This is a genomic window from Bradyrhizobium sp. USDA 4341 (genome assembly GCF_054063755.1).
On record NZ_JBSSGO010000002.1, the window covers coordinates 9,078,182 to 9,100,827 of the forward strand.

At 66.6% G+C, this 22,646-nt stretch carries 25 protein-coding genes, 1 pseudogene and 1 riboswitch; of the genes and pseudogenes, 17 read left to right on the forward strand and 9 right to left on the reverse strand.

The genetic code is table 11. The features are described from left to right. Positions 1–7 precede the first annotated feature (7 nt). The 3 genes from ACVIGB_RS48145 to ACVIGB_RS48155 are packed head-to-tail and all read left to right on the forward strand — an operon-like array spanning position 8 to position 2,651. On the forward strand, positions 8–625 hold the full coding sequence (locus ACVIGB_RS48145; protein ID WP_456723981.1) for a DsbA family protein: 618 nt from the start codon (positions 8–10) through the stop codon (positions 623–625). Positions 626–643: 18 nt separating this feature from the next. Then, a complete protein-coding gene (locus tag ACVIGB_RS48150; protein WP_456723980.1) occupies positions 644–1,378 on the forward strand; it encodes a glutathione S-transferase N-terminal domain-containing protein in 735 nt (244 codons plus the stop codon). Position 1,379: 1 nt separating this feature from the next. Continuing rightward, entirely contained in the window at positions 1,380–2,651 is a 1,272-nt protein-coding gene (locus ACVIGB_RS48155; protein ID WP_456723979.1) for a CaiB/BaiF CoA transferase family protein, read from the forward strand. A gap of 25 nt (positions 2,652–2,676) precedes the next feature. Here the strand turns inward: ACVIGB_RS48155 and ACVIGB_RS48160 are convergent, their stop codons facing one another. From ACVIGB_RS48160 to ACVIGB_RS48185, 6 genes are read right to left on the reverse strand one after another with little or no spacing between them, the layout of a single operon-like run. Then, a complete protein-coding gene (locus tag ACVIGB_RS48160) occupies positions 2,677–3,414 on the reverse strand; it encodes a CbtA family protein (protein ID WP_092125340.1) in 738 nt (245 codons plus the stop codon). Positions 3,415–3,424: 10 nt separating this feature from the next. After that, positions 3,425–3,604 carry a CbtB domain-containing protein gene (locus ACVIGB_RS48165; protein WP_092127074.1) on the reverse strand — a complete coding sequence of 60 codons (180 nt, stop codon included), beginning with the start codon at positions 3,602–3,604 and terminating at the stop codon, positions 3,425–3,427. 32 nt (positions 3,605–3,636) lie between these two features. Beyond that, positions 3,637–3,978, reverse strand: a complete 342-nt coding sequence (locus ACVIGB_RS48170) for a hypothetical protein (RefSeq protein WP_456723978.1) — start codon at positions 3,976–3,978, stop codon at positions 3,637–3,639. Then, the gene (gene bluB, locus ACVIGB_RS48175; RefSeq protein ID WP_456723977.1) at positions 3,956–4,624 is read right to left on the reverse strand and encodes a 5,6-dimethylbenzimidazole synthase; all 669 of its coding nucleotides are present in this window, start codon (positions 4,622–4,624) and stop codon (positions 3,956–3,958) included. The genes ACVIGB_RS48170 and bluB overlap by 23 nt, the downstream gene beginning before the upstream one ends. Continuing rightward, positions 4,621–5,124: a bifunctional adenosylcobinamide kinase/adenosylcobinamide-phosphate guanylyltransferase gene (cobU, locus tag ACVIGB_RS48180; RefSeq protein ID WP_456723976.1), complete on the reverse strand. Its 504-nt coding sequence runs from the start codon at positions 5,122–5,124 to the stop codon at positions 4,621–4,623. The genes bluB and cobU overlap by 4 nt, the downstream gene beginning before the upstream one ends. Then, a complete protein-coding gene (locus tag ACVIGB_RS48185; protein ID WP_456723975.1) occupies positions 5,109–5,246 on the reverse strand; it encodes a hypothetical protein in 138 nt (45 codons plus the stop codon). Before ACVIGB_RS48185 ends, cobU begins: the two co-directional genes overlap by 16 nt. Positions 5,247–5,273: 27 nt before the next feature. Here ACVIGB_RS48185 and cbiB point away from each other — a divergent pair, with 27 nt between their 5' ends. Both cbiB and cobD read left to right on the forward strand, forming a co-directional pair. Next, the gene (gene cbiB / locus ACVIGB_RS48190) at positions 5,274–6,215 is read left to right on the forward strand and encodes an adenosylcobinamide-phosphate synthase CbiB (RefSeq protein WP_456723974.1); all 942 of its coding nucleotides are present in this window, start codon (positions 5,274–5,276) and stop codon (positions 6,213–6,215) included. An 11-nt stretch (positions 6,216–6,226) separates the two neighbouring features. Continuing rightward, positions 6,227–7,192, forward strand: a complete 966-nt coding sequence (gene cobD / locus ACVIGB_RS48195) for a threonine-phosphate decarboxylase CobD (protein WP_456723973.1) — start codon at positions 6,227–6,229, stop codon at positions 7,190–7,192. Here cobD and ACVIGB_RS48200 read toward each other — a convergent pair. Both ACVIGB_RS48200 and cobO read right to left on the reverse strand, forming a co-directional pair. Next, positions 7,189–8,637 carry a cobyric acid synthase gene (locus tag ACVIGB_RS48200; protein ID WP_456723972.1) on the reverse strand — a complete coding sequence of 483 codons (1,449 nt, stop codon included), beginning with the start codon at positions 8,635–8,637 and terminating at the stop codon, positions 7,189–7,191. The two genes, cobD and ACVIGB_RS48200, sit on opposite strands and share 4 nt — an antisense overlap. A gap of 11 nt (positions 8,638–8,648) precedes the next feature. Further along, positions 8,649–9,302 (reverse strand): cob(I)yrinic acid a,c-diamide adenosyltransferase, encoded by a 654-nt coding sequence (cobO, locus tag ACVIGB_RS48205; protein WP_456723971.1) that lies wholly within the window; start codon positions 9,300–9,302, stop codon positions 8,649–8,651. A 36-nt stretch (positions 9,303–9,338) separates the two neighbouring features. Further along, a riboswitch (cobalamin riboswitch) is annotated at positions 9,339–9,554 on the forward strand. A gap of 93 nt (positions 9,555–9,647) precedes the next feature. Here cobO and ACVIGB_RS48210 point away from each other — a divergent pair. The 7 genes and pseudogenes from ACVIGB_RS48210 to cobJ all read left to right on the forward strand — a co-directional run bounded on the left by ACVIGB_RS48210 (position 9,648) and on the right by cobJ (position 17,557). Further along, positions 9,648–10,022, forward strand: coding sequence for a DUF1636 family protein (locus ACVIGB_RS48210; protein WP_456723970.1), 375 nt, complete (start codon positions 9,648–9,650; stop codon positions 10,020–10,022). Next, a complete protein-coding gene (gene cobW, locus ACVIGB_RS48215) occupies positions 10,019–11,053 on the forward strand; it encodes a cobalamin biosynthesis protein CobW (protein ID WP_456723969.1) in 1,035 nt (344 codons plus the stop codon). The genes ACVIGB_RS48210 and cobW overlap by 4 nt, the downstream gene beginning before the upstream one ends. Then, positions 11,053–14,303 (forward strand): annotated as a pseudogene (cobN, locus tag ACVIGB_RS48220) (cobaltochelatase subunit CobN). The gene cobW and the pseudogene cobN overlap by 1 nt, the downstream one beginning before the upstream one ends. After that, a complete protein-coding gene (cobG, locus tag ACVIGB_RS48225) occupies positions 14,300–15,463 on the forward strand; it encodes a precorrin-3B synthase (protein ID WP_456723967.1) in 1,164 nt (387 codons plus the stop codon). Before cobN ends, cobG begins: the two are co-directional and overlap by 4 nt. Further along, positions 15,463–16,092, forward strand: coding sequence for a precorrin-8X methylmutase (locus ACVIGB_RS48230; protein WP_456723966.1), 630 nt, complete (start codon positions 15,463–15,465; stop codon positions 16,090–16,092). The genes cobG and ACVIGB_RS48230 overlap by 1 nt, the downstream gene beginning before the upstream one ends. Before the next feature lie 2 nt (positions 16,093–16,094). Then, positions 16,095–16,826 (forward strand): precorrin-2 C(20)-methyltransferase, encoded by a 732-nt coding sequence (locus ACVIGB_RS48235; RefSeq protein WP_456723965.1) that lies wholly within the window; start codon positions 16,095–16,097, stop codon positions 16,824–16,826. After that, the gene (cobJ, locus tag ACVIGB_RS48240) at positions 16,823–17,557 is read left to right on the forward strand and encodes a precorrin-3B C(17)-methyltransferase (RefSeq protein ID WP_456723964.1); all 735 of its coding nucleotides are present in this window, start codon (positions 16,823–16,825) and stop codon (positions 17,555–17,557) included. Before ACVIGB_RS48235 ends, cobJ begins: the two co-directional genes overlap by 4 nt. Here cobJ and ACVIGB_RS48245 read toward each other — a convergent pair. Next, entirely contained in the window at positions 17,533–18,282 is a 750-nt protein-coding gene (locus ACVIGB_RS48245) for a cobalt-precorrin-6A reductase (protein ID WP_456723963.1), read from the reverse strand. The two genes, cobJ and ACVIGB_RS48245, sit on opposite strands and share 25 nt — an antisense overlap. Here ACVIGB_RS48245 and cbiE point away from each other — a divergent pair. Genes cbiE through cobA form a run of 5 tightly spaced genes read left to right on the forward strand, consistent with a single transcriptional unit; the run spans position 18,281 to position 22,641 of the window. Continuing rightward, positions 18,281–19,462 carry a precorrin-6y C5,15-methyltransferase (decarboxylating) subunit CbiE gene (gene cbiE / locus ACVIGB_RS48250; protein ID WP_456723962.1) on the forward strand — a complete coding sequence of 394 codons (1,182 nt, stop codon included), beginning with the start codon at positions 18,281–18,283 and terminating at the stop codon, positions 19,460–19,462. The genes ACVIGB_RS48245 and cbiE overlap by 2 nt on opposite strands. Continuing rightward, positions 19,459–19,827: a cobalamin biosynthesis protein gene (locus ACVIGB_RS48255; RefSeq protein WP_456723961.1), complete on the forward strand. Its 369-nt coding sequence runs from the start codon at positions 19,459–19,461 to the stop codon at positions 19,825–19,827. The genes cbiE and ACVIGB_RS48255 overlap by 4 nt, the downstream gene beginning before the upstream one ends. After that, on the forward strand, positions 19,824–20,609 hold the full coding sequence (cobM, locus tag ACVIGB_RS48260) for a precorrin-4 C(11)-methyltransferase (RefSeq protein ID WP_456723960.1): 786 nt from the start codon (positions 19,824–19,826) through the stop codon (positions 20,607–20,609). Before ACVIGB_RS48255 ends, cobM begins: the two co-directional genes overlap by 4 nt. After that, positions 20,606–21,916 carry a cobyrinate a,c-diamide synthase gene (locus ACVIGB_RS48265; RefSeq protein WP_456723959.1) on the forward strand — a complete coding sequence of 437 codons (1,311 nt, stop codon included), beginning with the start codon at positions 20,606–20,608 and terminating at the stop codon, positions 21,914–21,916. Before cobM ends, ACVIGB_RS48265 begins: the two co-directional genes overlap by 4 nt. Next, on the forward strand, positions 21,913–22,641 hold the full coding sequence (gene cobA, locus ACVIGB_RS48270) for a uroporphyrinogen-III C-methyltransferase (protein ID WP_456723958.1): 729 nt from the start codon (positions 21,913–21,915) through the stop codon (positions 22,639–22,641). Before ACVIGB_RS48265 ends, cobA begins: the two co-directional genes overlap by 4 nt. Positions 22,642–22,646 lie beyond the last annotated feature (5 nt).

Consider the following 22,646-nt stretch of genomic DNA (forward strand, 5'->3'; position numbering starts at 1 on the left):
AGAGACAATGTCCCGCGAAATTCTCAAGATGTATTCGGACTACAAGAGCCCCTATGCCTGGCTGGCATTCGATCCGGTGTTCGAGCTGGAGAAGAAGTTCGACATCAAGGTGCAGTGGCGGCCGTTCCAGCTCCGGATCAAGGGCTCCGGCCAGCGCAGCGTCTATTCGGAATACAAGGTCAAGTATTCCTACATGGATGCGCGGCGGTCCGCGAACGAGCGTGGCGACAAGAAGATCATCCGCGGCCCGTTGAAGATCTTCGACACCGCACCGGCGCTGATCGGCGGGCTGTTCGCGGAGAAGCAGGGGCGGCTGATCGAATACAGCCGCCTGGTCTACGAGCTGTTCTTCCGCCGCGAGCTCGCGGTCGACGAGGTCGATGCGGTGGAACGCTTCATCGAATCGCTCGGGATGTCCGGCGCTGAATTCCGCAGGTATTTCGAAGGTGACGGCCGGCGCGAATACGAGGAGGCGCAGCAGGAGAGCCACGGGGATCATATCTTCGGCGTGCCGATCTGCGTGTTTCGCGGCGAGCAGTTCTGGGGCAACGACCGGGTGCCGATGCTCGAGCGGCGGTTGCAGGAGGCGGGACTGTCGCTGTCGCGCGAAAAGCAGCTGGCCTGAGCCGTGCCGGAGGCTCCGATGATCGATCTTCATTTCGCGCCGACGCCGAATGGCTGGAAGATCTCGATCATGCTCGAGGAATGCGGGCTGCCGTACACTGTCGTGCCGGTCAACATCACGCGCGGCGACCAGTTCAGGCCCGAATTCCGCAAGCTCAATCCCAATGGCCGGATCCCTGTCATCGTCGACAGGGATCCGTCCGGCGGAGGCGAGTCGCTGACGATCTTCGAGTCCGGAGCGATCTTGCTTTACCTCGCGGAGAAGACCGGAAGATTCGTTCCGCGTGATCTGCGTGGCCGCTACCGCGTGCAGCAATGGCTAATGTGGCAGATGAGCGCGCTCGGGCCGATGTTGGGCCAGAACGGGCACTTCTCGCTCTATGCGCCGGACAGGATTCCCTATGCGGTCGAGCGCTATGGCAACGAGGCGCGGCGTCTCTACGGCGTGCTGAACGACCGGCTGGGCGAGAGCAGCCACGTCGCGGGCGACGACTATTCGATCGCCGACATCGCCTGCTTTCCCTGGGTGATGACTCACAAGGCACAGGGCTTCACGCTCGACGATGTCCCGCACGTCAGGCGCTGGTTCGCCGAGCTTCGTGCACGGCCGCTGCTCCAGAAGGGGCTCGCGGTCGGCCGGCGCGCGGTGCGCAAGACGCTCGACGCGCAGGCCCGCAGCAATCTGTTTGGAACGAGGCCGGCGGGCGAAAACGCGCCCGCCGAAACTCTTCAGTCACAACAACTGGACAATTGAGATGACCCTGCCTCCGAAAATGCTGACCGGCTATCGCGTGCTCGATATCACCCAGTTCGTCGCAGGCCCGACCTGCACGCGTCTGCTGGCCGAAGCCGGCGCCGACGTGATCAAGATCGAGCTCGCGCCGTTCGGCGACCGATCGCGCTTCCAGGGCCTGAAGCCGCGCGATCCCGCGCACAAAAACACGTCGCAGAGCACGTATTTCTTCCAGCAGAACCATTCGAAGCGCAGCCTCGCGCTCGACTTCAAGCATGAGAAGAGCCGCCAGATCCTGACCCGGCTCGCCGCCAAGGCCGACGTTCTCGTGGAAAACTTTACGCCCGGTGTGATGGAGCGCGCCGGACTTGGTTATGAGACGCTCAGGAAAATCAATCCGCGGCTGATCATGTGCTCGATCTCGTTCGCCGGACAGACCGGTCCGCTGAGCGACAAACCCGGCTTCGACTATATCGCCCAGGCTTTCGCCGGCATTACAGGCGTGATCGGCGATCCCGACGGGAAGCCGGCGCAGGTGCCGGTCGCGATCGGAGACGCCTCGACCGGCGTTGCCGCGGCGATGGCGGTCGGCTTCGCGCTGCTGCACCGCGAGCGGACCGGAGAGGGGCAGTTCATCGAATCGACCCTGCTGGACACCTACTTTCACATGCACGAGGCAAATGTGCCGAAGGTCTCGCTGCGCGGGGATAGCTTCGTGCCGCAGCGGGAGGGCTCGCTGCACCCGAATGGCGGTCCGGTCGGGGTGTTCGATTGCGGCCGGGGCGAGTTTCTCGTGATCTGCGCGCTGGCGCATCAATGGCCGCAAATGGTTCGCGCGCTGGGGCGGCCGGAGCTCGAGAAGGATCCGCGGTTCGAGTCCGCACGCGCGCGGGCCGACAACAGGGTGCTGGTGGGGGAGATCGTCGAAGCCTGGCTCAAGACTTTTCCGTCACGCGATGCGGCGATCGCCGCCCTGGAGCAGGAGCGAATCCCCTGTGCGCCGGTGCTGACCTTGAATGACGCCATGGCCCAGCCGCATCTGATCGAGCGCGGCACGGTCCGCCATGTCAGCGATCCCCGGATCGGCCAATTTGCGATTCCGGGCGCGCCGATGCGCTTCTCGGAATGGCCGCAGCGCACCGAGCTGAGGGCCGACCTGCTCGGCGAGCACAATGAGGAGATCCTTGGCGAACTCGGGCTGTCCGAGCAGGAAATCGGCGAGCTTTATGCAGAGAAGGTGCTGGTGCAGGACAGGGAGCTGCGGGCCGGCAAGCCGCTCAGACAGGCGAGCTGAGCGCCCACGATATCAGGCAGTGGCGTTATGCCGACGTGGGCCGGTCGAAATAGGCGAACGCGGCGCTGGTCAGGCCGCCCAGCAGCGACCAGAACACCAGGCTGGTCAGCGTGACCGCGACCACGAACTGATGCGATAATGACGAGGGCACGTTGGTCTCGACACGCTCGAGCTCGGGCGCGCCGATCAAATGCGGCAGCATGATCAGGACCACGCCGGCGATGGCGGCCGGCATCAAGCGCCGGAAAACGATCAGCCCGAGTCCGGCGGATGTCGCCAGCACCGCCGTCACCCACCAGATCTGGCGCGACATCAGTGGTGCGGTGGGGACACCCGGCAGTTCAGGCGGCAGCCCAAGGCCCGGCGCAATCGTGAAAACGGCAAAGCCTGCGAGGCCCCACATCAGGCCTTCGTGCCACGAGATCGGCTCGCCGGTCGCGCCACCGCGAACCGAAAAGAAGCCGCAAAGCAGCAGCGCAAAGCCGATCGCGGTCAGGATGTTTGCTCCCGCGGTATAGAGATTGCGCTCCAGGCCGTCGCGCGGCTCCCACGCCTCGGCGCCGTGATCATGTTCCGCATGATCGTGGACGAGGATGGCCTGCGGTGGCGCGGCGGCTTCGTGCTTGTGCTCGGCCGCCTTCTCATAGACCTCGGCCTTGAGGATCAGCGGGACGGTGCTGAACTGCTGAACCGCCGTGACGATCAGGCCAACGATGAATCCGGCAATGACCGAGGAGAAGACGATCGAGCGAAACGTGCTCATGCCAGCGGGGTCAGTGGCAGGGGAAGGCGTTGGAGTGGCGCACATCGTGTGCGGCGTTGTGGATCACGTCGATGTGCGAGAAGCCGACCACGCCGACGATGAACAGGCCGAGCGACATCGCCATCAGGGACTGGGCAAGCCGTCCGACCCGTCCGGTCGCGACCGGCAGATGCGTGACCTGGGATTGCATGACCTGGGTTTGCGCGGCCGGGGACTGGCTCATCATCGTTCTCCACGTTCGATTTGGTCGGCTTCTAGCAGCTTTCGAGCGATGTCGCGACTGGTAAGATGCAGATTTGTTCCAAGGGGGATACGCTTGCGCAGGATCTTGGCGCTCGCTGCGGCCCTGAACGCGTCTTCAAACCGCGCGAAATAGCCGAGGCAGCCGTCCGGCGTCGGGTCGGCGCCAAGCAATGTCCGAAACGCGCCCCGATGCACCGCGCAGATGGCGCCGTGCTCAGGGATGGGAAAAGCCAGGGAGGCGATGTCGGCGCGCCAGTGGGCGGCGCTGTTCGAGGCGCCGCTGCCGGTCGGAGATTGGTCAGCGCCGGATGGTGAATTCATCCGGACCTCGCCGCGATTCCCACTTGGCCTGCTCGAGCTCAGGACGGTCGCATTCCGCCTGGGGGTAGCCGATGCAGAGGTAGCCGATAAATTTCCACGTATCGGGTATTTCCAGAATCTCGTGAACGCGGCCTGGATTGAAGATCGAGACCCAGCCGAGCCCGATGCCTTCCGCGCGCGCAGCAAGCCACATCGAGCAGATCGCGGCCACCACCGAGTATTCTGTTGTCTCCGGCATTGTGGCGCGCCCCAGGCCGGAGCCGATCTGGTCGGTCTTTTCGGCAAACACGGCCAGATGGCCGGGCGCCTCTTCGAGGCCCGATAGTTTCAATTCGGCATATTTTGCTGCACGCTCACCGGAATAGGATCGCAGCGCGTCGGCGTTGCAGCTCTTGAAGTCCTCGATCACCGCGCGGCGCCGTGCCGCGTCGTCGACAATGACGAACCGCCAGGGCTGGCTCAACCCGACCGAAGGCGAGAGGCAGGCGATCTCGATCAGCCGCTCGATCGTACCATCAGGCAGCGGCTCGGACCGGAAGCGGCGCACGTCGCGCCGCCACACAAAAAGTTCGTGCAGTTGCCGGCGAAACGCATCGTCGAACGAGACCGTCGCGGGGCCTTTGGCAGGATCGATCGTGTTGCTCATTTCAGCTTCATCGGCAGGCCCGCAACGACGAATTCGACCTCGTCCGCCGCGCCGGCAATGCTCTGGTTCATGAGACCTGCCGCGTCGCGGAAGGTCCGCGCCAGTGCGTTATCGGGCACGATGCCGAGGCCAACCTCGTTGGTGACGATGATGACCGGGCTGCGCTGGCGCGACAACACGTCCGCCAGCCGCGTCACTTCCTGCGACCAGTCGCGCCCCGCATGCAGCAGGTTGGACAGCCAAAGCGTCAGGCAATCGACCAGCCTTGCGCCGCCGCCATCGGTCTCGGCCAGCGCCTCCACGAGATCGAGCGGCACCTCGCGTTCGATCCAGTCATCGCCGCGGCGTACGCGATGCTTGGCGATGCGCTCATCCATCTCCGCGTCGAGCGCCTCGGCGGTCGCAATATAGACCGGCCGACCTGGAAAGCTGCGCGCGCGCAATTCGGCGCGGCGGCTTTTTCCTGACCGGGCTCCGCCGGTGATCAGAATGACGGCCATAGGGTCTCCTGTTGCGAACCGGCATCCGCTTCGCCTCGAAAACGCTCTAACCACCAATCGCGGTAAAAGACAAAGCCGAAATCCGCCCCGGAGGGCTTGCGCTCGGCCGACGTCTTGCGCATCAGGGGGATCGCGGTGAGGAGAGGTGCGTGGGTTTTGCGGGAGCGATGGCGGTGGCGATGGCTGTGGACGCCTTGATCGGCTGGCCGGCTTGGCTGTTTGCCCGCATCGGCCATCCCGTGACCTGGCTCGGCCGGTTGATCCATCTCGTCGATACCGCCTGGAACCGGGCCTCCGATCCGCCGGCGTTTCGGCGCATCGCCGGTGTCGCGGCGGCCATCCTGGTGATCGCGCTGGCGACGGCGCTGGGTTGGGCGGTTCAGTCCATGCTCGCATCCGGATGGGTCCGCGTCGTCCTTGTCGGTGTGCTGGCGTGGCCGCTGGTGGCGCTGCGCTCGCTGCATGATCATGTCGCCGCGGTGGCACATCCGCTTGCGTCCGGCGACATCGCGGCCGCGCGTTCGGCGGTTGCGCAGATTGTCGGTCGTGATCCCGCAACGCTCGACGACGCCGGCATCGCGCGCGCGACCATCGAGAGCCTTGCCGAGAATGCATCCGACGGGATCGTGGCGCCGGTGTTCTGGGGTGCACTGTTCGGCCTGCCGGGAATCCTTGGCTACAAGGCGATCAACACGCTGGACTCGATGATCGGCCATCGCACCGAACGGCACGAAGCGTTCGGCTGGGCGGCCGCCCGGATCGACGATCTCGCCAATCTCATTCCGGCGCGGCTGACCGGCCTGCTGTTCGTGCTGCTTGCGCCGCGCTTCTCGCAGGCGTGGTCGTGCATGCTGCGCGACGCAAGCCGCCATCGCTCGCCGAATGCCGGATGGCCGGAAGCTGCGATGGCCGGCGCGCTCGGCGTGCGGCTCAGCGGGCCCCGCATCTATCACGGCAGCATCGCGAACGAGCCTTGGCTGAACGAGGGGGGGCGCGATCCGGCTGCCGCTGATGTCCTCACCGGCTTGAAGCTCTATCGTTACGCCATGATGCTGTTGGCCGCGGCGTTCGTCGCCCTGGCGCTGGCGTGAAGGAGCGGCGCATGCGTGAGCATGGCGGAAATCTCGATGTCGCCCAACAGCGCTTTGGCGGCGCCGCGGAAGACTGGATTGACCTGTCGACGGGGATCAATCGGGTGCCTTATCCTGGCGTCGATGTCGAGCTGCGGCAATGGAACGCGCTGCCGTCGCGATCCGATATCGAGTCGCTGCACAACGCCGCGCGGCAGGCCTACCGCACTGACGCGCCGATCGTGGCGATGGGCGGTGCGCAGGCCGCCATTCAGTTGCTGCCGCATCTGGCGCCGCGCGGGCGAGCGCGGATTCTTGCGCCGACCTACAATGAGTACGCCGGGATGTTGTCGGCCGCCGGTTGGAACGTGACCGAGGTGTCCGATCTCGCAGCGCTTGCGGGAGCGGACATTGGCATCGTCGTTAATCCGAACAATCCGGATGGCAGGTGCCATGATCGGCACGAACTGCTCGCGCTGCTGCCGCGCGTTGGCCGGCTCGTGATTGACGAGAGTTTTGCGGACGCGGTACCCGACCTGTCGCTTGCAGGAGCGGCCGGACAACCCGGGCTCCTGATCCTGCGTTCATTCGGCAAGTTCTACGGACTTGCGGGCTTGCGGCTCGGCTTCGCTGTTGGCAGCGAGCCGGATATCGCTGCGCTTGCGGCGATGGTGGGCCCATGGCCGGTTTCGGGCGCCGCAATCGCGATCGGGCGGCGCGCCTTGTTCGATCACGACTGGGCAACGGCAACGATTGCGCGGCTGGCGGACGACTGTGTCAGGCTCGATACGGCGGCGCGATCGCAGGGCTGGACGCTGCTCGGCGGCACGCCGCTGTTTCGTCTCTACGAGACCGGCGATGCGCTCGCCGCGCAGGAGAGGCTTGCCCGCGCCCAGATCTGGTCGCGGGTGTTCCAGCAAAGGCCGGGATGGCTGCGCTTGGGCTTGCCGGGCAGCGAGACCGAGTGGTCACGCCTTTCTGCCGCACTATCCGCTTAGCGCGCCAGCGCGAGCAGGCCTTCGACATTGAGATGGGTCTCGATATGCTCGGCAAGCGCGTCGAGCGCGCTCTCGACCCTGGCGCCGTACGGCTGATCCGCCGCTGGGATATCGAGCTGCGCAAGGAACGCCTTGCGAAATCCGTCCGAGGTGAACAGGCCGTGCAGATAGCTGCCGTGAACGCGCCCGTCACGCGACATGGCGCCTTCCGGCGAGCCGTCAAGCATTGAAAAAGGCCGCGCGCGATCCGGCCCGTCGGTGCGCCCGATGTGGATCTCGTAGGCACTGATCGGTTGATGGGTCGCGCCGTGCACCGCGCTGACGCGGGTCAGCGTCTTCTGTTCGGTCATGGTCGTCGTGACATCGAGCAGCCCGAGGCCAGGCGTTTCGCCGGCGAGCCCCTCGATCCCGTCGGGATCGGCGACGCTTTGCCCAAGCATCTGGTATCCGCCGCACAGGCCGAGGATGTGGCCGCCGCGGCGATGATGCGCCAGCAGGTCGATGTCCCAGCCTTGCGCGCGCAGGAAGGCGAGATCGCCGCGGGTCGATTTCGAGCCGGGCAGGATGACGAGCTTCGCGTCGCCCGGAATGGCTTCACCCGGCCGCACCATCACCAGATCGACGCCGGGTTCGAGCTTCAGCGGATCGAGATCGTCGAAATTGGCAATCCGCGACAGCGCCAGAAACGCGATCTTGCACTGGCCAGGCTTGCGCGCGTCGCCGAGCCCGAGCGCGTCTTCGGCCGGAAGCTCGCCGGCGCGAGTGAACCAGGGCAGCACGCCGAAGCCGCGCCAGGCGGTGCGGGCTTCGATCAGCCGGTAGCCGTCGTCGAACAACGTCGGATCGCCACGGAATTTGTTGATGACAAAACCCTGGATCATCGCGGCATCATCGGGGTCGATCACCGCCTGGATGCCGACGAGCTGCGCGATCACGCCGCCGCGGTCGATATCGCCGACCAATACCACGGGCACGTCGGCCCTGCGCGCAAAGCCCATATTGGCGATATCGGACTTGCGCAGATTGACCTCGGCGGGGCTGCCGGCGCCTTCGACCAGCACCAGGTCGGCGCGCTGCTTCAGGCGTGCAAAACTCTCCAGCACCGCGCCCATCAGCGATGGTTTCATGGCGGCATATTCGCGCGCGCGGGCGGTCGCGATCCGCTTGCCGTGCACGATGACCTGCGCGCCGACATCGGTTTCCGGCTTCAGCAGCACCGGGTTCATGTCGGTGTGCGGCTCGACGCCGGCGGCGAGCGCCTGCAATGCCTGCGCACGCCCGATCTCGCCGCCGTTGACGGTCACGGCGGCGTTGTTGGACATATTCTGCGGCTTGAACGGCAGCACGCGCAGGCCGCGACGTCGGGCGGCACGCGCGAGGCCGGCGACGATGAGCGACTTGCCCACGTCCGAGCCGGCTCCCTGGATCATCAATGCGCGCGCCATGGCAATAGCAGTCAGAACTCGACGCCCGGCTGGGCCTTGATGCCGGAGCGGAAGGGGTGCTTGACCAACGTCATCTCGGTGACGAGATCGGCGATCTCGATCAATTCGTCCTTGGCGTTGCGCCCGGTGAGCACGACATGCGTCATCGGCGGCTTCGACGTGGTCAGGAAGTCGACGACATCGGCGATCGCCAGATAGTCATACCGAAGCGCGATGTTGATCTCGTCGAGCACGACCATCCGCAGGCTCGGATCCGCGATCAGCTGCTTGGCTTTTTCCCAGCCGGCTTGCGCTGCCGCGACGTCGCGCGCGCGGTCCTGCGTCTCCCAGGTAAAACCTTCGCCCATCGCATGGAATTGACAGAGATCGCCGAAATGCCCGGTGAGCAGGCGGCGCTCGCCGGTATCCCAGGCGCCCTTGATGAATTGCACCACGGCGCAGGGAAAGCCGTGCGCCACGCAGCGCACGATCATGCCGAAGGCGGAGGAGGATTTTCCTTTGCCGGCGCCGGTATGAACGATGATCAGGCCCTTTTCACCGCTCTTGGTCGCCATGATCTTGTCGCGGGCGACCTTCTTTTTCGCCATTTTGGCCGCATGCCGCGCATCCAATGAAGGGTCGGCGCCGACGGCGCCATCTTCAGCGTCGTTTCCATCAGAAATCATCACGGTCCTTCGGCTTGACAAGTGCGAGGCCAGGACGAATGGTGACCCCGCGTTGGTTCCTGTCCTACGACAGGCGAAGAGGGAATGCGATAGGGCTCGGACCGCAAGGTTTGCCCGAAGCGCAGCCGCCCCCGCGACCGTGACCGGAGAGATGCCCAAGCCACTGATTCCCTGATGGAGTCGGGAAGGTGGGCATCACGGGAGAAATCCTACTCCGCAAGCCGGGAGACCTGCCGACGCAGTGTGTTTGAGACCGGCGGACGGGGTGTTCCGCGACGGGGAACGAGCCTGTTCACGTCAGGTTCGTGTGCCTCATCGCTTCCCGCAGTCAATCCAGGAAGGGCGATGAGCGTTACACTCCATGTCTGTATCACCTGCCGCGCCGGCCAGACGCTCGCCGAAGGCGAGCTCGCGCCCGGTGCGCGCCTGCATGCCGCGCTTGTTGAGGTGGGCGTGCCCGATGACGTCAATCTGGTTCCGGTCGAATGCCTCTCGGCTTGCAGCCAGGGCTGCTCGGTCGCGCTCAGCGCACCGGGCCGGTGGTCCTATGTCTACGGCCGCCTGTCCGCGGACAATGCCAGGGATGTGATCGCCGGTGCTGCCGCCTATGCGTCGGCGCCTGACGGCATCGTGCCGTGGCGCAGCCGTCCCGAAATCTTTCGCAAGCAATCGCTTGCCCGAATTCCCCCCATCGCCGTCGTGCCGGAGGCCGCAGAATGATGACGCTCGCCAAGGTTCCGGTCACCGTCGTGACCGGCTTTCTCGGGTCCGGCAAGACGACGTTGATCCAGCATCTGATCCGGAACGCCAACGGCAAGAAGCTCGCGGTGCTGGTGAACGAATTCGGCAGCGAAGGCGTCGACGGCGACATCCTGAAGTCGTGTGCGGACGCCAATTGCCCGACCGAGAATATTGTCGAGCTGGCCAACGGCTGCATCTGCTGCACCGTCGCCGACGATTTCATCCCGGCGATGGAGCAATTGCTCGCGCGCCCCGTGAGGCCCGATCATATCGTGATCGAGACGTCCGGCCTCGCGCTGCCGAAGCCGCTGCTGAAGGCATTCGACTGGCCGGAGATCCGTTCGCGGATCACGGTCGACGGCGTGATCGCGCTGGCCGATGCGGAGGCCGTTGCTGCCGGCCGCTTTGCGCCGGACCCGGCCGCCGTGGATGCGCAGCGCGCGGCAGATGAGAATCTCGACCACGAAACGCCGTTGTCCGAAGTGTTCGAGGATCAGATCGCCTGTGCCGATATCGTGCTGCTGACCAAGGCCGATCTCGCGGGTGCCGAGGGGATCAAGGCGGCCAAGGCTCTGATCGCGGCCGAGATGCCGCGCGAGGTGCCGATGTTGCCCATCGTCGACGGCGCGATCGACGCCCGCGTGATCCTCGGTCTTGAAGCGGCGGCAGAGGATGACCTCGCGTCGCGGCCGTCTCACCATGACGGCGAGGACGAACACGAGCACAACGACTTCAATTCCGTGGTGATCGATCTTCCGGAGATTTCGGACGTCGACGCGCTGATCGCGTCGATCAAGGGGCTGGCACGCGAGCAGAACGTGCTGCGCGCCAAAGGCTATATCGCGGTCGAAGGCAAGCCGATGCGGTTGCTCGTGCAATCGGTCGGCGAGCGGGTCAGGCATCAATTTGACATGCCCTGGGGTGCGCGAGCGCGGCAGTCAAAGCTCGTCGTGATCGGCGAGCACGGTGATATCGATGAAGCCGCGATCAGGGCGCGACTAGGTGTCTGATGCACGTCGTCTTCCGCGAGAGCCGCGGCCTTGAGGAGACCGCGACGCCAAGAGACCTCGGCCAGGATCCGGCCGATCTCGTGGTTCTGTCGTTTTCCGACAGCGATCTCGCCGCGTTCGCGGCCGGCTGGCGGCGAGGACGCGCCGCGCTGCCGTCGCTGCGGCTCGCTAATCTTGCGGAGCTGCGCCATCCGCTTTCGGTGGATACCTATATCGAGCGGACATTGTCGCATGCGCGCGGCATCCTGGTGCGGCTGATCGGCGGCGAACCCTATTGGTCATACGGGCTGGCCGCGGTGCATCGTCTGGCGAAGGAACGCGGCATCGCCCTGGTGGTGCTGCCGGCGGATGGCCGCGACGATTTGCGGCTGGATGAATTCTCGACCTTGCCGGTCTCGACGCTGCGCCGCCTGAAGGTGCTGTGCGACAAGGGCGGCCCCGTTGCCGCGCAGGCCGTGATTGCACAACTGGCGCTGGCGTCCGGCCTTTATGCCGGGCCGGTTGTCGGTGAGATCGATCTTCCCGAGATCGGCGCCTACGATTCGCGGCGCGGTGCCGTCGCGGCGCTGCCGGCACCGGATGGCCGGCCGCTTGTGCTGGTGACCTTCTATCGCTCCTATCTGGCGGCCGGCGACACGGCGCCGGTCGATGCGCTGATCGAGGCTTTGCGCGAAAAGGGATTCGATGCCCACGGCGTGTTCGTCACCTCGTTGAAGGCGGCGGGCGTGGCCGATTGGCTGCGCGCTCAGTTCGCGCAATGCTCGCCGGCCGCCATCGTCAATGTGACCGCGTTCTCTGCGGCGGGTGACGACGGCACGACGCCGTTCGATGCCGCATCTTGCCCGGTGTTCCAGGTCGCTCTGTCGACGGCGCAGCGCGAGGATTGGGCCTTGTCGCTGCGCGGCCTGTCGCCCGGCGATCTCGCGATGCATGTGGTGTTGCCGGAGGTCGACGGCCGCCTGTTCACGGGCGTTGTGAGCTTCAAATCGCCCGGTGAGCGCGATCCCGATCTGCAATTCGCGCATCTTGCGCATCGGCCGGATGCCGAGCGCGTCGCAGCGGTCGCTGCGCGCGTGGCGGCCTGGCATCGGCTTGCCGGCAAGCCGGCGCAGGAGAAGCAGCTCGCGCTCGTACTCTCGAACTATCCCGGTCGTCCGCATCAGATCGCGCATGCCGTTGGTCTTGATGCGCTGGCCTCGCTGGAGGTGTTGCTGACCGATCTTGCGGCCGCAGGCTTTGATCTCGCGCCAGTGAGGTCCGTGGGCAATGTTCTTTTGCGCCGGACGTTGACGTGGGGCGTGGCCGAATATCGCGCGGCGATGTCCAGCCTTCCCGAGCTGCTCCAGGACGATCTTGCGCGCGCATGGGGCGCGCCGGAGGATGATCCCGATTGCCGCGACGGCGCGTTTCATTTCACGGCGATCCGGTGCGGCAAGTCGATCATCGCGGTTCAGCCGGAACGCGGTGAGGTCGGTCAACGCGATGCCGACTATCACGATCTCTCGCGCACGCCGCGTCATGCCTATGTCGCGTTCCATCTGTGTGGCTGAGGCAGCAGGGCATCGATGCCGTCGTCCACATGGGCGCGCATGGAACGCTGGAATGGCTGCCCGGCAAGTCGGTTGCGCTGTCATCCGCATGCTGGCCGGAAGCGCTGATCGGCGATCTGCCGGTCGTCTATCCCTTCATCGTCAACGACCCCGGCGAGGCCGCGCAGGCCAAGCGCCGGATCGGTGCCGTGACGATCGGCCATCTGCCGCCGCCGCTGGCGCCGGCCGCGGTGCCGGATGGGTTGCGCGGGCTCGAGCGTCTGCTCGATGAGTATTCGACTGCGGACGGTCTCGATCCGGCGCGGCGGCAGCGGCTGATTGCCGCGATACGCGAGGAAGCCCGCATCGCCGGGCTGGAGGACGATCTCGGTCTCGCGGCGTCAGTCTCCGCGGCCGAGGCCATTCCGCAGATCGATCGCTTCGTCTGCGATCTCAAGGAGAGCCAGTTCGGCGACGGCCTGCATGTGTTCGGGCAGGGGACTTGCGGCGAGGCGGAGAGCGCAGCGTTGCGTGATGCGCTGGCCGGCCGGCGTGTTGCGCCGGGGCCGTCGGGCTCGCCCTATCGCGGGCGGAGCGACGTGCTGCCGACCGGACGCAATTTGTTTGCGGTCGATCCGCGCGCGGTGCCGACGCCGTCCGCGCATGCGCAAGGCGTGAAGCTCGCCGAAGAGCTGCTGCGCCGTCATTTGCAGGATCACGGCGACTGGCCGAAAGGGCTGGTCGTCGATCTCTGGGGCTCCTCGACGATGCGCACCGCCGGCGAGGACTTTGCGATGGCGCTGCATCTCGCCGGGATCGCGCCGCGCTGGGATCATGGGTCGGGCCGGGTGTCGGGCTACGACATCATCGCGCCGGCAGAGCTTGGCCGTCCGCGCATCGACGTGACGCTGCGCGTGTCGGGGCTGTTCCGCGACGTCTTCTCGGGGCTTGCGCAGTTGTTCGAAGCTGCGACCGAGGCGTTGTCCGAACGCAGCGAGGAGAGCGACGAGAATCCTTACTGGCAGCGCGTCTCGCGCGTGTTCGGGCCTCGTCCCGGACATTATGGCGCCGGCATCGCGTCTGTCCCGGACGTCTTCACGGAGGAGGCGCGCGACGCGGCCGGCGAAGCCTGGCTGTCGGCATCGTCCTGGGCCATTGCATCCGATGGCGAGATCAGGCCTGACCGCGCCGGCATCGAGGCACGGCTCGCCTCTGCCGACAGCTTCGTCCACACCCAGGACTTGCCGGAGACCGATTTGCTGCTGGCGGCGGACTATGCCGCGCATGAGGCCGGCATCGCCGCAGCGGCGCGGCGGCTTGGCGCAAAAGTCCCGTCGCTCTATCACCTCGATGCAACGCGGCCGGATCAGCCGCATGCGCGGTCGTTGACCGAAGAAATCTCGCGAGTGGTGCGCGCGCGGGCCGCCAATCCCGCGTGGATCGCGGGCATGATGCGCCACGGCTTCCGCGGCGCCGCCGAAATATCGGCGACCCTGGAGCACATGGCGGCGTTCGCGCATCTCGCCGCTGCGGTGCCGCCGCATCTGTTCGACCTCTATTACGAGGCGACGCTCGGCAATGACGACGTTCGCGCCTTCATGGCGCGCGAGAATCCGGCGGCGCTTTCTGCGATCGAAACCTGCTTCACCCGGTTGCATGACGCGTCGCTCTGGCAGACGCGGCGCAATTCGATTGCGGCGGCGCTGCAGGAGGCCTCATGAGCGCGGTCGCGATCAAGGGCTGGTGTCCCGGCGCGCTGAGGCCGATGCAGTCGGGCGATGGCCTCGTGGTGCGCATCCGTCCGCGCGGCGGGCGGCTGGACGCGTCGCAGGCGACGGGAATTGCTGAGCTCGCTGCGCGATACGGCAACGGCCTGATCGATCTGACCAGCCGCGCCAATCTCCAGATCCGCGGCGTCGGCGATGAAGGTTATCCGGCCTTGATCGATGGGCTGGCCGAGCTCGGGTTGCTGGACGCAGATCCGGATACCGAGGCGCAGCGCAACGTTCTGGTGACGCCGTTCTGGACTGTCGATGACGATACGCACGCGCTCGCGGCCGAGCTTGAGCGGGCGCTTGCCGGCGCATCGCTCGATCTTCCCACCAAGTTCGGCTTCGCGATCGATGATGGCAACGAGCGCGCGCTGGCTGGCGCGTCGGCGGATATCCGGATCGAGCGCGATCGCGACGGCGGACTGCTGGTGCGTGCCGATGGCGCACGGTACGGTCGCTCTGTCTCGCGCAGAGAGGCGGTGGATATCGCGCTCGCGATGGCCGAATGGTTTGTCACCTCCGGCGGAGCCAGGGGTGAGAAACGACGGATGGCGTCTCATCTGGCCGGCGGCGCGAGCCTTCCCGAATTGCTTCGCGGCGACGCCGAGCCCGTGGCTCGATCGGCAGACCCCGTGCCCGGCCTCTATCCGACTGGTGCGATGGTCGGCGTCGCCTTTGGACAAATGCCGCGGCAGATGCTCAGCCATCTCGCCCGGTGCGCGCAGGCTCTTCGCATGACGCCGTGGCGGATGGTGCTGGCGGAGGGGATGCATGAGATGCCCCGTGGCGCGGATCTCGTCACTGATCCCAATGATCCGGCGCTCCGCGTGATCGCTTGCAGCGGCGCGCCGCGCTGTCGTGAGGCGCATGCCGACACGCGTGCATTGGCATCGGCGCTTGCATCCTTTGTCCCGGCGCATGCCCGGCTTCACGTGTCCGGCTGCGCCAAGGGCTGTGCCCTTTCCGGTTCGGCTGACGTGACCCTGGTTGCGTCACGTGAGGGCTTCGACCTCATCCGTCGCGGCACGACGCGGGATGCGCCGGTCCTGCGCGGGCTGACCCGTTCGGACCTCGTCGCAAATCCCTCCGTGCTGATGGGAGGCCATTGATGCCGCACGTCTATGAGACCGATGGTGCGGCGATCTATCGCCAGTCCTTTGCGACGATCCGGTCGGAGGCCGACCTTGCGCGCTTTACATCAGACGAGGAGCCGGTGGTCGTGCGCATGATCCATGCCGCGGGGATGGTGGGCCTGGAAGCGCATGTCCGCTTCACGCCCGGCATGGCTGGGCGGGCACGGGCAGCCTTGCAGGCGGGCGCGCCGATCCTCTGCGATGCGCGCATGGTGTCGGAGGGTATCACGCGCGCACGGCTGCCGGCCGGCAACGCCGTCATCTGCACGCTCGGTGATCCCCAGATTCCGGCACTCGCGCAGTCGATGCGCAACACGAGATCCGCGGCGGCGCTTGAACTGTGGCGGCCGCATCTGGCCGGCGCCATCGTCGCGATCGGTAACGCGCCGACGGCGCTGTTCCATCTGCTCAACATGCTGGAAAATTCTGATTGCCCGCGGCCGGCGGCGATCATCGGCTGTCCGGTCGGCTTTGTCGGTGCCGCCGAGTCGAAGGCGGCCTTGATGGCAGCGCCGCCCGTGCCGGCGCTGACGGTCGAGGGACGTCTCGGTGGCTCGGCGATCACAGTCGCCGCAGTCAACGCGCTGGCGAGCCGGAGCGAATAGCGATGGGACGCATCATTTGCTGCGGGCTTGGCCCTGGCGATCCGGAGTTGATGAGCGTGCGCGCCGACCGCGTTGTGCGTGCCGCTAGGCACGTCGCCTATTTTCGCAAGAAGGGGCAGCTCGGGCAGGCGCGCCGCATTGTGGAAGGATTGCTCGCCGCTGACGTCAGCGAATATCCGATGGAATATCCGGTTACCACCGAGATCGCGTTCGACAGTCCGGACTATGCGCGGCTGCTTGCGGGCTTCTACGACGAATGGACCGAGCGCCTGGCGCGACTGGCGCGCGCGATCGACGTCGTCGTGCTCTGCGAGGGTGATCCCTATCTCTACGGCTCGTTCATGCATCTGCATGCGCGCCTGCAGGGACGCGTCGAGATCGAGGTGATCGCCGGCATTCCCGGCATGGTCGGTTGCTGGAATGCGGTCGGCCAGCCGATCGCGCTTGCAGACGATGTGACCACCGTGCTGATGGGCACGCTGCCTGAGGCTGAGCTCGCGCAGCGGATGCGCATCTCCGACGCGCTCGTCGTCATGAAGACCGGCCGCAATCTGACGAAGATCCGCCGCGCGCTCGCGTCCGCCGGCCGTCTCGACGATGCGTGGCTCGTCGAACGCGGCACCATGCCGGATCAGCGCGTCGCGCGGCTCGCCGATCTCGCTGAGGCGGACTGTCCGTATTTTGCGATCGTGCTGGTGCACGGGCAGGGGCGGCGCAGGGGGGCGGCCCAATGACCGGCACGCTGACCATCGCGGGCCTGGGGCCGGGCGACGAGGCGCTGATCACGCCGGAGGTCTCCGCTGCGCTCGCAATTGCGACCGACATCGTCGGCTATGCGCCGTACGTGACGCGCGTGCCGCCGCGCGACGGGTTGACGCTGCATCCCTCGGATAATCGCGTGGAGCTACAGCGTGCCGGTGAAGCATTGCGGCTTGCATCCGAAGGGCGCCACGTCGTCGTGGTGTCCTCAGGCGATCCGGGCGTGTTTGCGATGGCCTCGGCCGTGTTTGAAGCGCTGGAGGACGCGCCGCAATGGCACGACTTGCCGATCCGCGTTCTGCCTGGCGTGACGGCGATGCTGGCGGCGGCCGCAAGTGCCGGCGCGCCGCTCGGACATGATTTTTGCGCGATCAATCTCTCCGACAATCTCAAGCCCTGGCCGCTGATCGAGAAGCGCCTGCGGCTCGCGGCCGAAGCCGATTTCGCGATCGCGATGTACAATCCGCGCTCGGCCAGCCGCCCTGATGGCTTTGCGCGGACGCTCGAGATTTTGAAAGAGGCGGGCTGCGGCGAGCGCATCGCGGTGTTTGCCCGCGCCGTCAGCACACCCGAGCAGCGCATTGAGGCCGTCGAATTGCGCGACGCCAGGCCCGAGATGGCCGATATGCGGACCCTTGTGATTGTCTGCAATTCGACGACACGGCGGGTCGGTCGCTGGGTCTATGCGCCGAGGCAGGTTCGATGACCGAGCCATTCCATCACCTCGCTCACGCTTTCCACCCGCGGCCTCTCGGGCAGCGGCGGCCGTGTGATCATGATGACGGGAAGGCCAAGCGCGCGGGCGACGTCGATCTTGGCGCGTGCGCCGGTTCCGCCGGAGTTGCGGGCAACGATCCATTCGATAGAGCGCGCACGCATCATCTCGAGCTCGCTGTCGAGCGTGAATGGGCCGCGCGAGACGATGACGTCGGCACCGGGCAATGGCAGCTCTCCCTCGGGTGGGTCGACGAAACGCAACGTATAGGCATGCTGCGGCCGGCTGCCGAAGGCCGCGATGTGCTGGCGGCCGATCGCGAGGAACACACGCGTGGGGCTGTCGGGCAACGCCGCGACCGCCGAGACAACGTCCGCGACCTCGATCCAGCAATCGCCGGATGCCTTGTCCCAGGGCGCGCGTTCGAGCGCGAGCAGCGGCGTTGCGGTTTGCGTGCAGGCGGCGATCGCGTTGCGGCTTATCTCGGCCGCGAAGGGATGCGTCGCGTCGATCACATGCGTGATGCCTTCGCGATAGAGATAGTCGGCAAGGCCGCTAACGCCGCCGAAGCCGCCGATCCGGGTCGGCAGAGGTTGTTCCGCTGGAGCGGCGGTGCGCCCGCCATAGGAATAGACCGCGTCGATCCCCGCGCGGGCCATCGCAGCGGCAAGCAAATTGGCGTCGGCCGTTCCGCCCAGGATCAGGGCGCGCATCATGGGTAATCCCTGGTTGACCATCATCGGCATCGGCGAAGATGGCCTCGCCGGCCTCTCCGACGCAAGCCGAAAGGCGCTGCGTGAAGCCGAAACTGTTTTCGGCGGTGAACGGCACCTCGCGCTGGCCGGCATCACCGACCGCGGCCGCGCCTGGCCGGTGCCGTTCAATGCGGAGATCGTGCTTGAATGCCGAGGGCGACCGACTGTTGTGCTCGCCTCGGGCGATCCGTTCTGGCACGGCGTCGGCGGTAGCCTTGTCGGGAAATTGCAGGCCGGCGAATGGGTCGCGCATTCCGCGCCGTCGACATTCTCGCTGGCTGCCGCGCGTCTCGGCTGGCGTCTCGAGAATGTCATCTGTCTCGGCCTACATGCCGCACCGTTCGAGCGGCTGCTGCCGCATCTCGCGCGCGATGCCCGGATCGTCTGCCTGGTGCGCGACGGCAAGGCGGCGTCCGATCTCGCGCAATGGCTCACGGACCGCGGCTGGGGCCCGTCGGCGATGTGGACGCTTTCGGCGCTTGGCGGACCGCGTGAGTTCATCGCGCAGCATCGCGTTGACAGCTATGCGGGCGATTCCGGCGACAGTCTGGTCGCCGTTGCGCTGGAGGCGAGGGGGACGCAGGGGATCGCGCGCAGCTCGGGTCTTCCCGACGCACTCTTCGTGCATGACGGGCAACTGACCAAACGGCCAGTCCGTGCGCTTGCGCTGTCGGCGCTTTCGCCGCGGCCGGGTGAGCGGCTGTGGGATATCGGCGCCGGCTCGGGCTCGATCTCGATCGAATGGGCGCTCTGCGGTGGGACGGCAATCGCCGTCGAGGCCCGCGGCGAACGCGCCGCCAACATCCGCAGCAATGCGGCAAGCTTCGGCTTGACCCACCGGATCACCGTCATCGAGGGTGGGGCGCCCGGCATTTTGTCAGACCTCGAAGCGCCTGATGCCGTATTCGTCGGTGGTGGCCTCGATGCTGATATGTTCGATGCGATCTGGTCGCGCGTCGCGCCGGCAACGCGGCTGGTCGCGCATGCGGTGACTCTGGAAACCGAGGCGCTGCTGGCCGATCTGCATCAGCGCCACGGCGGCGAATTGATGCGCGTGGAGATCGCGCAGGCCGAGCCCCTAGGCCGGTATCGCTCCTGGAAAGTCGCGCGACCGATCGTGCAATGGAGCGCGATCCGATGAAGGTCGCGGGTCTGGGGTTCAGGAGCAATGCCAGTGTCGCGTCGCTGCGCGAAGCGCTCGACGCGGCCGGCGGTTCCGAAGGCCTTGCGGCGGTTGCGACGGTGAGTGACAAGGCCGACGCTGCGGCATTGCAAGCGTTGGCGCAGGAATTGGGGTTGCCGATCCGGGGCATTCCCGCCGAAATATTGACTGAGATACAAACCGCGACACAATCCGAATTGATCATGACCAGGTTCGGGACGGGCTCGGTCGCCGAAGCAGCTGCGGTCGCAGCCGCTGGGCGCGGCGCGCGCCTGATTTCGGTCAGGGCCGTGTCGCAGGATCGGACGGCCACTGCGGCGATCGCAGAAGGAGACGGTGAATGACGGTGCATTTCATCGGGGCGGGGCCAGGCGCCGCCGATCTCTTGACCCTGCGCGGCCGCGACCTCATCGCCGCTTGTCCGGTCTGTCTGTACGCCGGATCGTTGGTCCCGGAGGGCGTGCTGGCGCATTGCCCGAAGGATGCGCGCATCGTCAACACGGCACCGCTCTCGCTCGACGAGATCGTCGCCGAGATCGCTGCGGCGCATGCGGAAGGCAAGGACGTCGCGCGGCTGCATTCGGGCGATCTCTCGATCTGGTCGGCGATGGGCGAGCAACTGCGCCGGTTGCGCGCGTTGCAGATTCCGTATTCGGTCACGCCCGGCGTGCCGGCGTTCTCGGCGGCCGCGGCGGCACTGGAGGCCGAACTGACGCTGCCCGGCCTTGCACAGTCGGTGGTGCTGACACGCACGCCGGGCAGGGCGAGCGCGATGCCTGATGGCGAGACGCTTGCGGCCTTTGCCGCGACCGGTGCGGTGCTCGCGATCCATCTCTCGATCCATCTGTTGGACAAGGTCGTCGCCGAGCTGACGCCGCACTATGGCGCGGATTGTCCGGTGGCGATCGTCTGGCGCGCGAGCTGGCCGGAGCAGCGCATCGTGCGCGCCACGCTTGCGACGCTCGATGCCGCGGTTGGCCCCGAGCTCGAACGCACCGCGCTCATCCTGGTCGGCAAGACGCTCGGCGCCGGTGAGTTCGCCGAGAGCCGGCTCTATGCGGCCGATTATGACCGCCGCTATCGCCCGGTCGGAGCGGAGCCGCGCTTCCCGGAGCCGTCGCGATGACCGCGGGGCTTGTGATCTCTGCGCCTGCATCGGGCGTCGGCAAGACGACGCTGACCCTGGCGCTGGCCCGCGCCTATCGCAATCGCGGGCTGAAGGTGCAATGCCTCAAGAGCGGGCCGGACTATATCGATCCCGCCTTTCACGCGGTCGCGACCGGACGCGCATCCGTCAACATCGACAGCTGGGCGATGTCGCGCGATGCGATCGCGCATCTGGCAAACCGCGGCGCGGACGCCGATCTTGTGTTGGCCGAAGGCTCGATGGGACTGTTTGACGGCGTCGCGATGCACGGCGTTTCGGGCACCGGCGCCACCGCCGATATTGCCGAGATGATGGGATGGCCAGTGCTGCTGGTGATCGACCCCTCCGGCCAGGCACAGACCGCAGCGGCAGTCGCAGCGGGATTGCGCGATTTTCGCGCCGGCGTGCGGCTTGCGGGCGTCGTGCTCAACCGTGTCGCCAGTGCACGGCACGAAGCGCTGGTGCACAGCGCCATGGCGGACGCCGGCATTCCGGTGTTGGGTGCGTTGCCCCGTCACGCCGAGATCGCCTTGCCGAAGCGGCATCTCGGCCTGGTGCAGGCCGAAGAGCAGGCCGAGATCGACGGTCTGATCGACGAAGCCGCACGCTTCGTCGTGGAGCATGTCGATCTCGATGCCGTGTTGCAATCGGCGCGCGCCTGGTCGCCGCAATCGGCTGTGCGCAGCCTCGACATCACGCCGCCGGGCCGGCGTATTGCGCTCGCCCGCGACGCCGCATTCTCCTTCGTCTACCCGCATATGCTGGAAGCCTGGCGCGCGGCCGGCGCCGAGATCGTGACGTTCTCGCCGCTTGCCGACGAAGGCCCCGACGCGGACGCCGATGTGTGCTGGCTGCCCGGCGGCTATCCTGAACTGCATGCCGCGCGGCTTGCTTCCAACAAGCGATTTCTTGGGCAGTTGCGCGCCTTTGCGGAGACGAAGCCGGTGCACGGTGAGTGCGGGGGCTACATGGTGCTGGGCGCCGCGTTGACCGATGCCGAAGGCGTGCGCCATGAGATGGCGGGATTGCTCGGCCTTGAGACCAGCTATGCCAAGCGGCGCATGCATCTGGGCTACCGGCTCGCCGAGCTTGCCGCTGCGATGCCCGGGCACGGTCCCGGTGCACGCCTGCGCGGCCACGAATTTCACTATTCGACGATCATCGCGCAGCCGGATACGCCGCTCGCGGTGGTGCGTGATGCGACCGGCGCGATTGTTGCGGAGACGGGGTCGCGGCGGGGCAATGCAACCGGCACATTCTTCCATTTGATTGTGGAGGACCGGTGAGCGGGTTCGTTTCCTTCGTGTCGGCCGGCCCCGGCGATCCCGAGCTCCTGACCATGAAGGGAGCCGCGCGGCTGCGCGAGGCCGACGTGGTGCTCTATGATGACCTCGCCTCGGGCGCGATCCTTGATCTCGCGCGCTCCGGCGCCAATCTCGTCGCGGTCGGCAAACGCGCCGGCCGCCTCTCGGCGAAGCAGCATCATGTCAGCCGGCTGCTGGTCGACTACGCGGCGGCGGGCGTGCGCGTAGTGCGCCTGAAATCCGGTGACGCCGGCATCTTTGGCCGGCTCGACGAGGAAATCGAGGCGTTGCGCGCGGCCGGCATCGGCTACGAGATCATTCCCGGCGTGACCTCGGCCTCGGTCGCCGCGGCGCAGGCCGGCATTCCGCTGACGCGGCGGCTGACCTCGCGCCGGGTCCAGTTCGTGACCGGTGCCGATGTGACGGGCGAGTTGCCCGCGGATTTGAATTGGGCGGCGCTGGCCGATGCGGAAGCGACCACCGTCGTCTATATGGGCCGGCGCACCTTTCCGGCCTTGGCGGCAAGGCTGATCGCACATGGCCTCGCTCCCGAGACGCCTGCACTGTTGGCGGAGTCGCTCGGCCACACCGACGAGCGGCTTGTCCGCACCACGATCGCAGAGCTCGCCGAACGGCTCACACATGCAGGCGCTGCCACGGCGGCTGCCGTCATTCTGTTCGGTGCGCTGGCGCCGGAGCAAGGTTGATACGG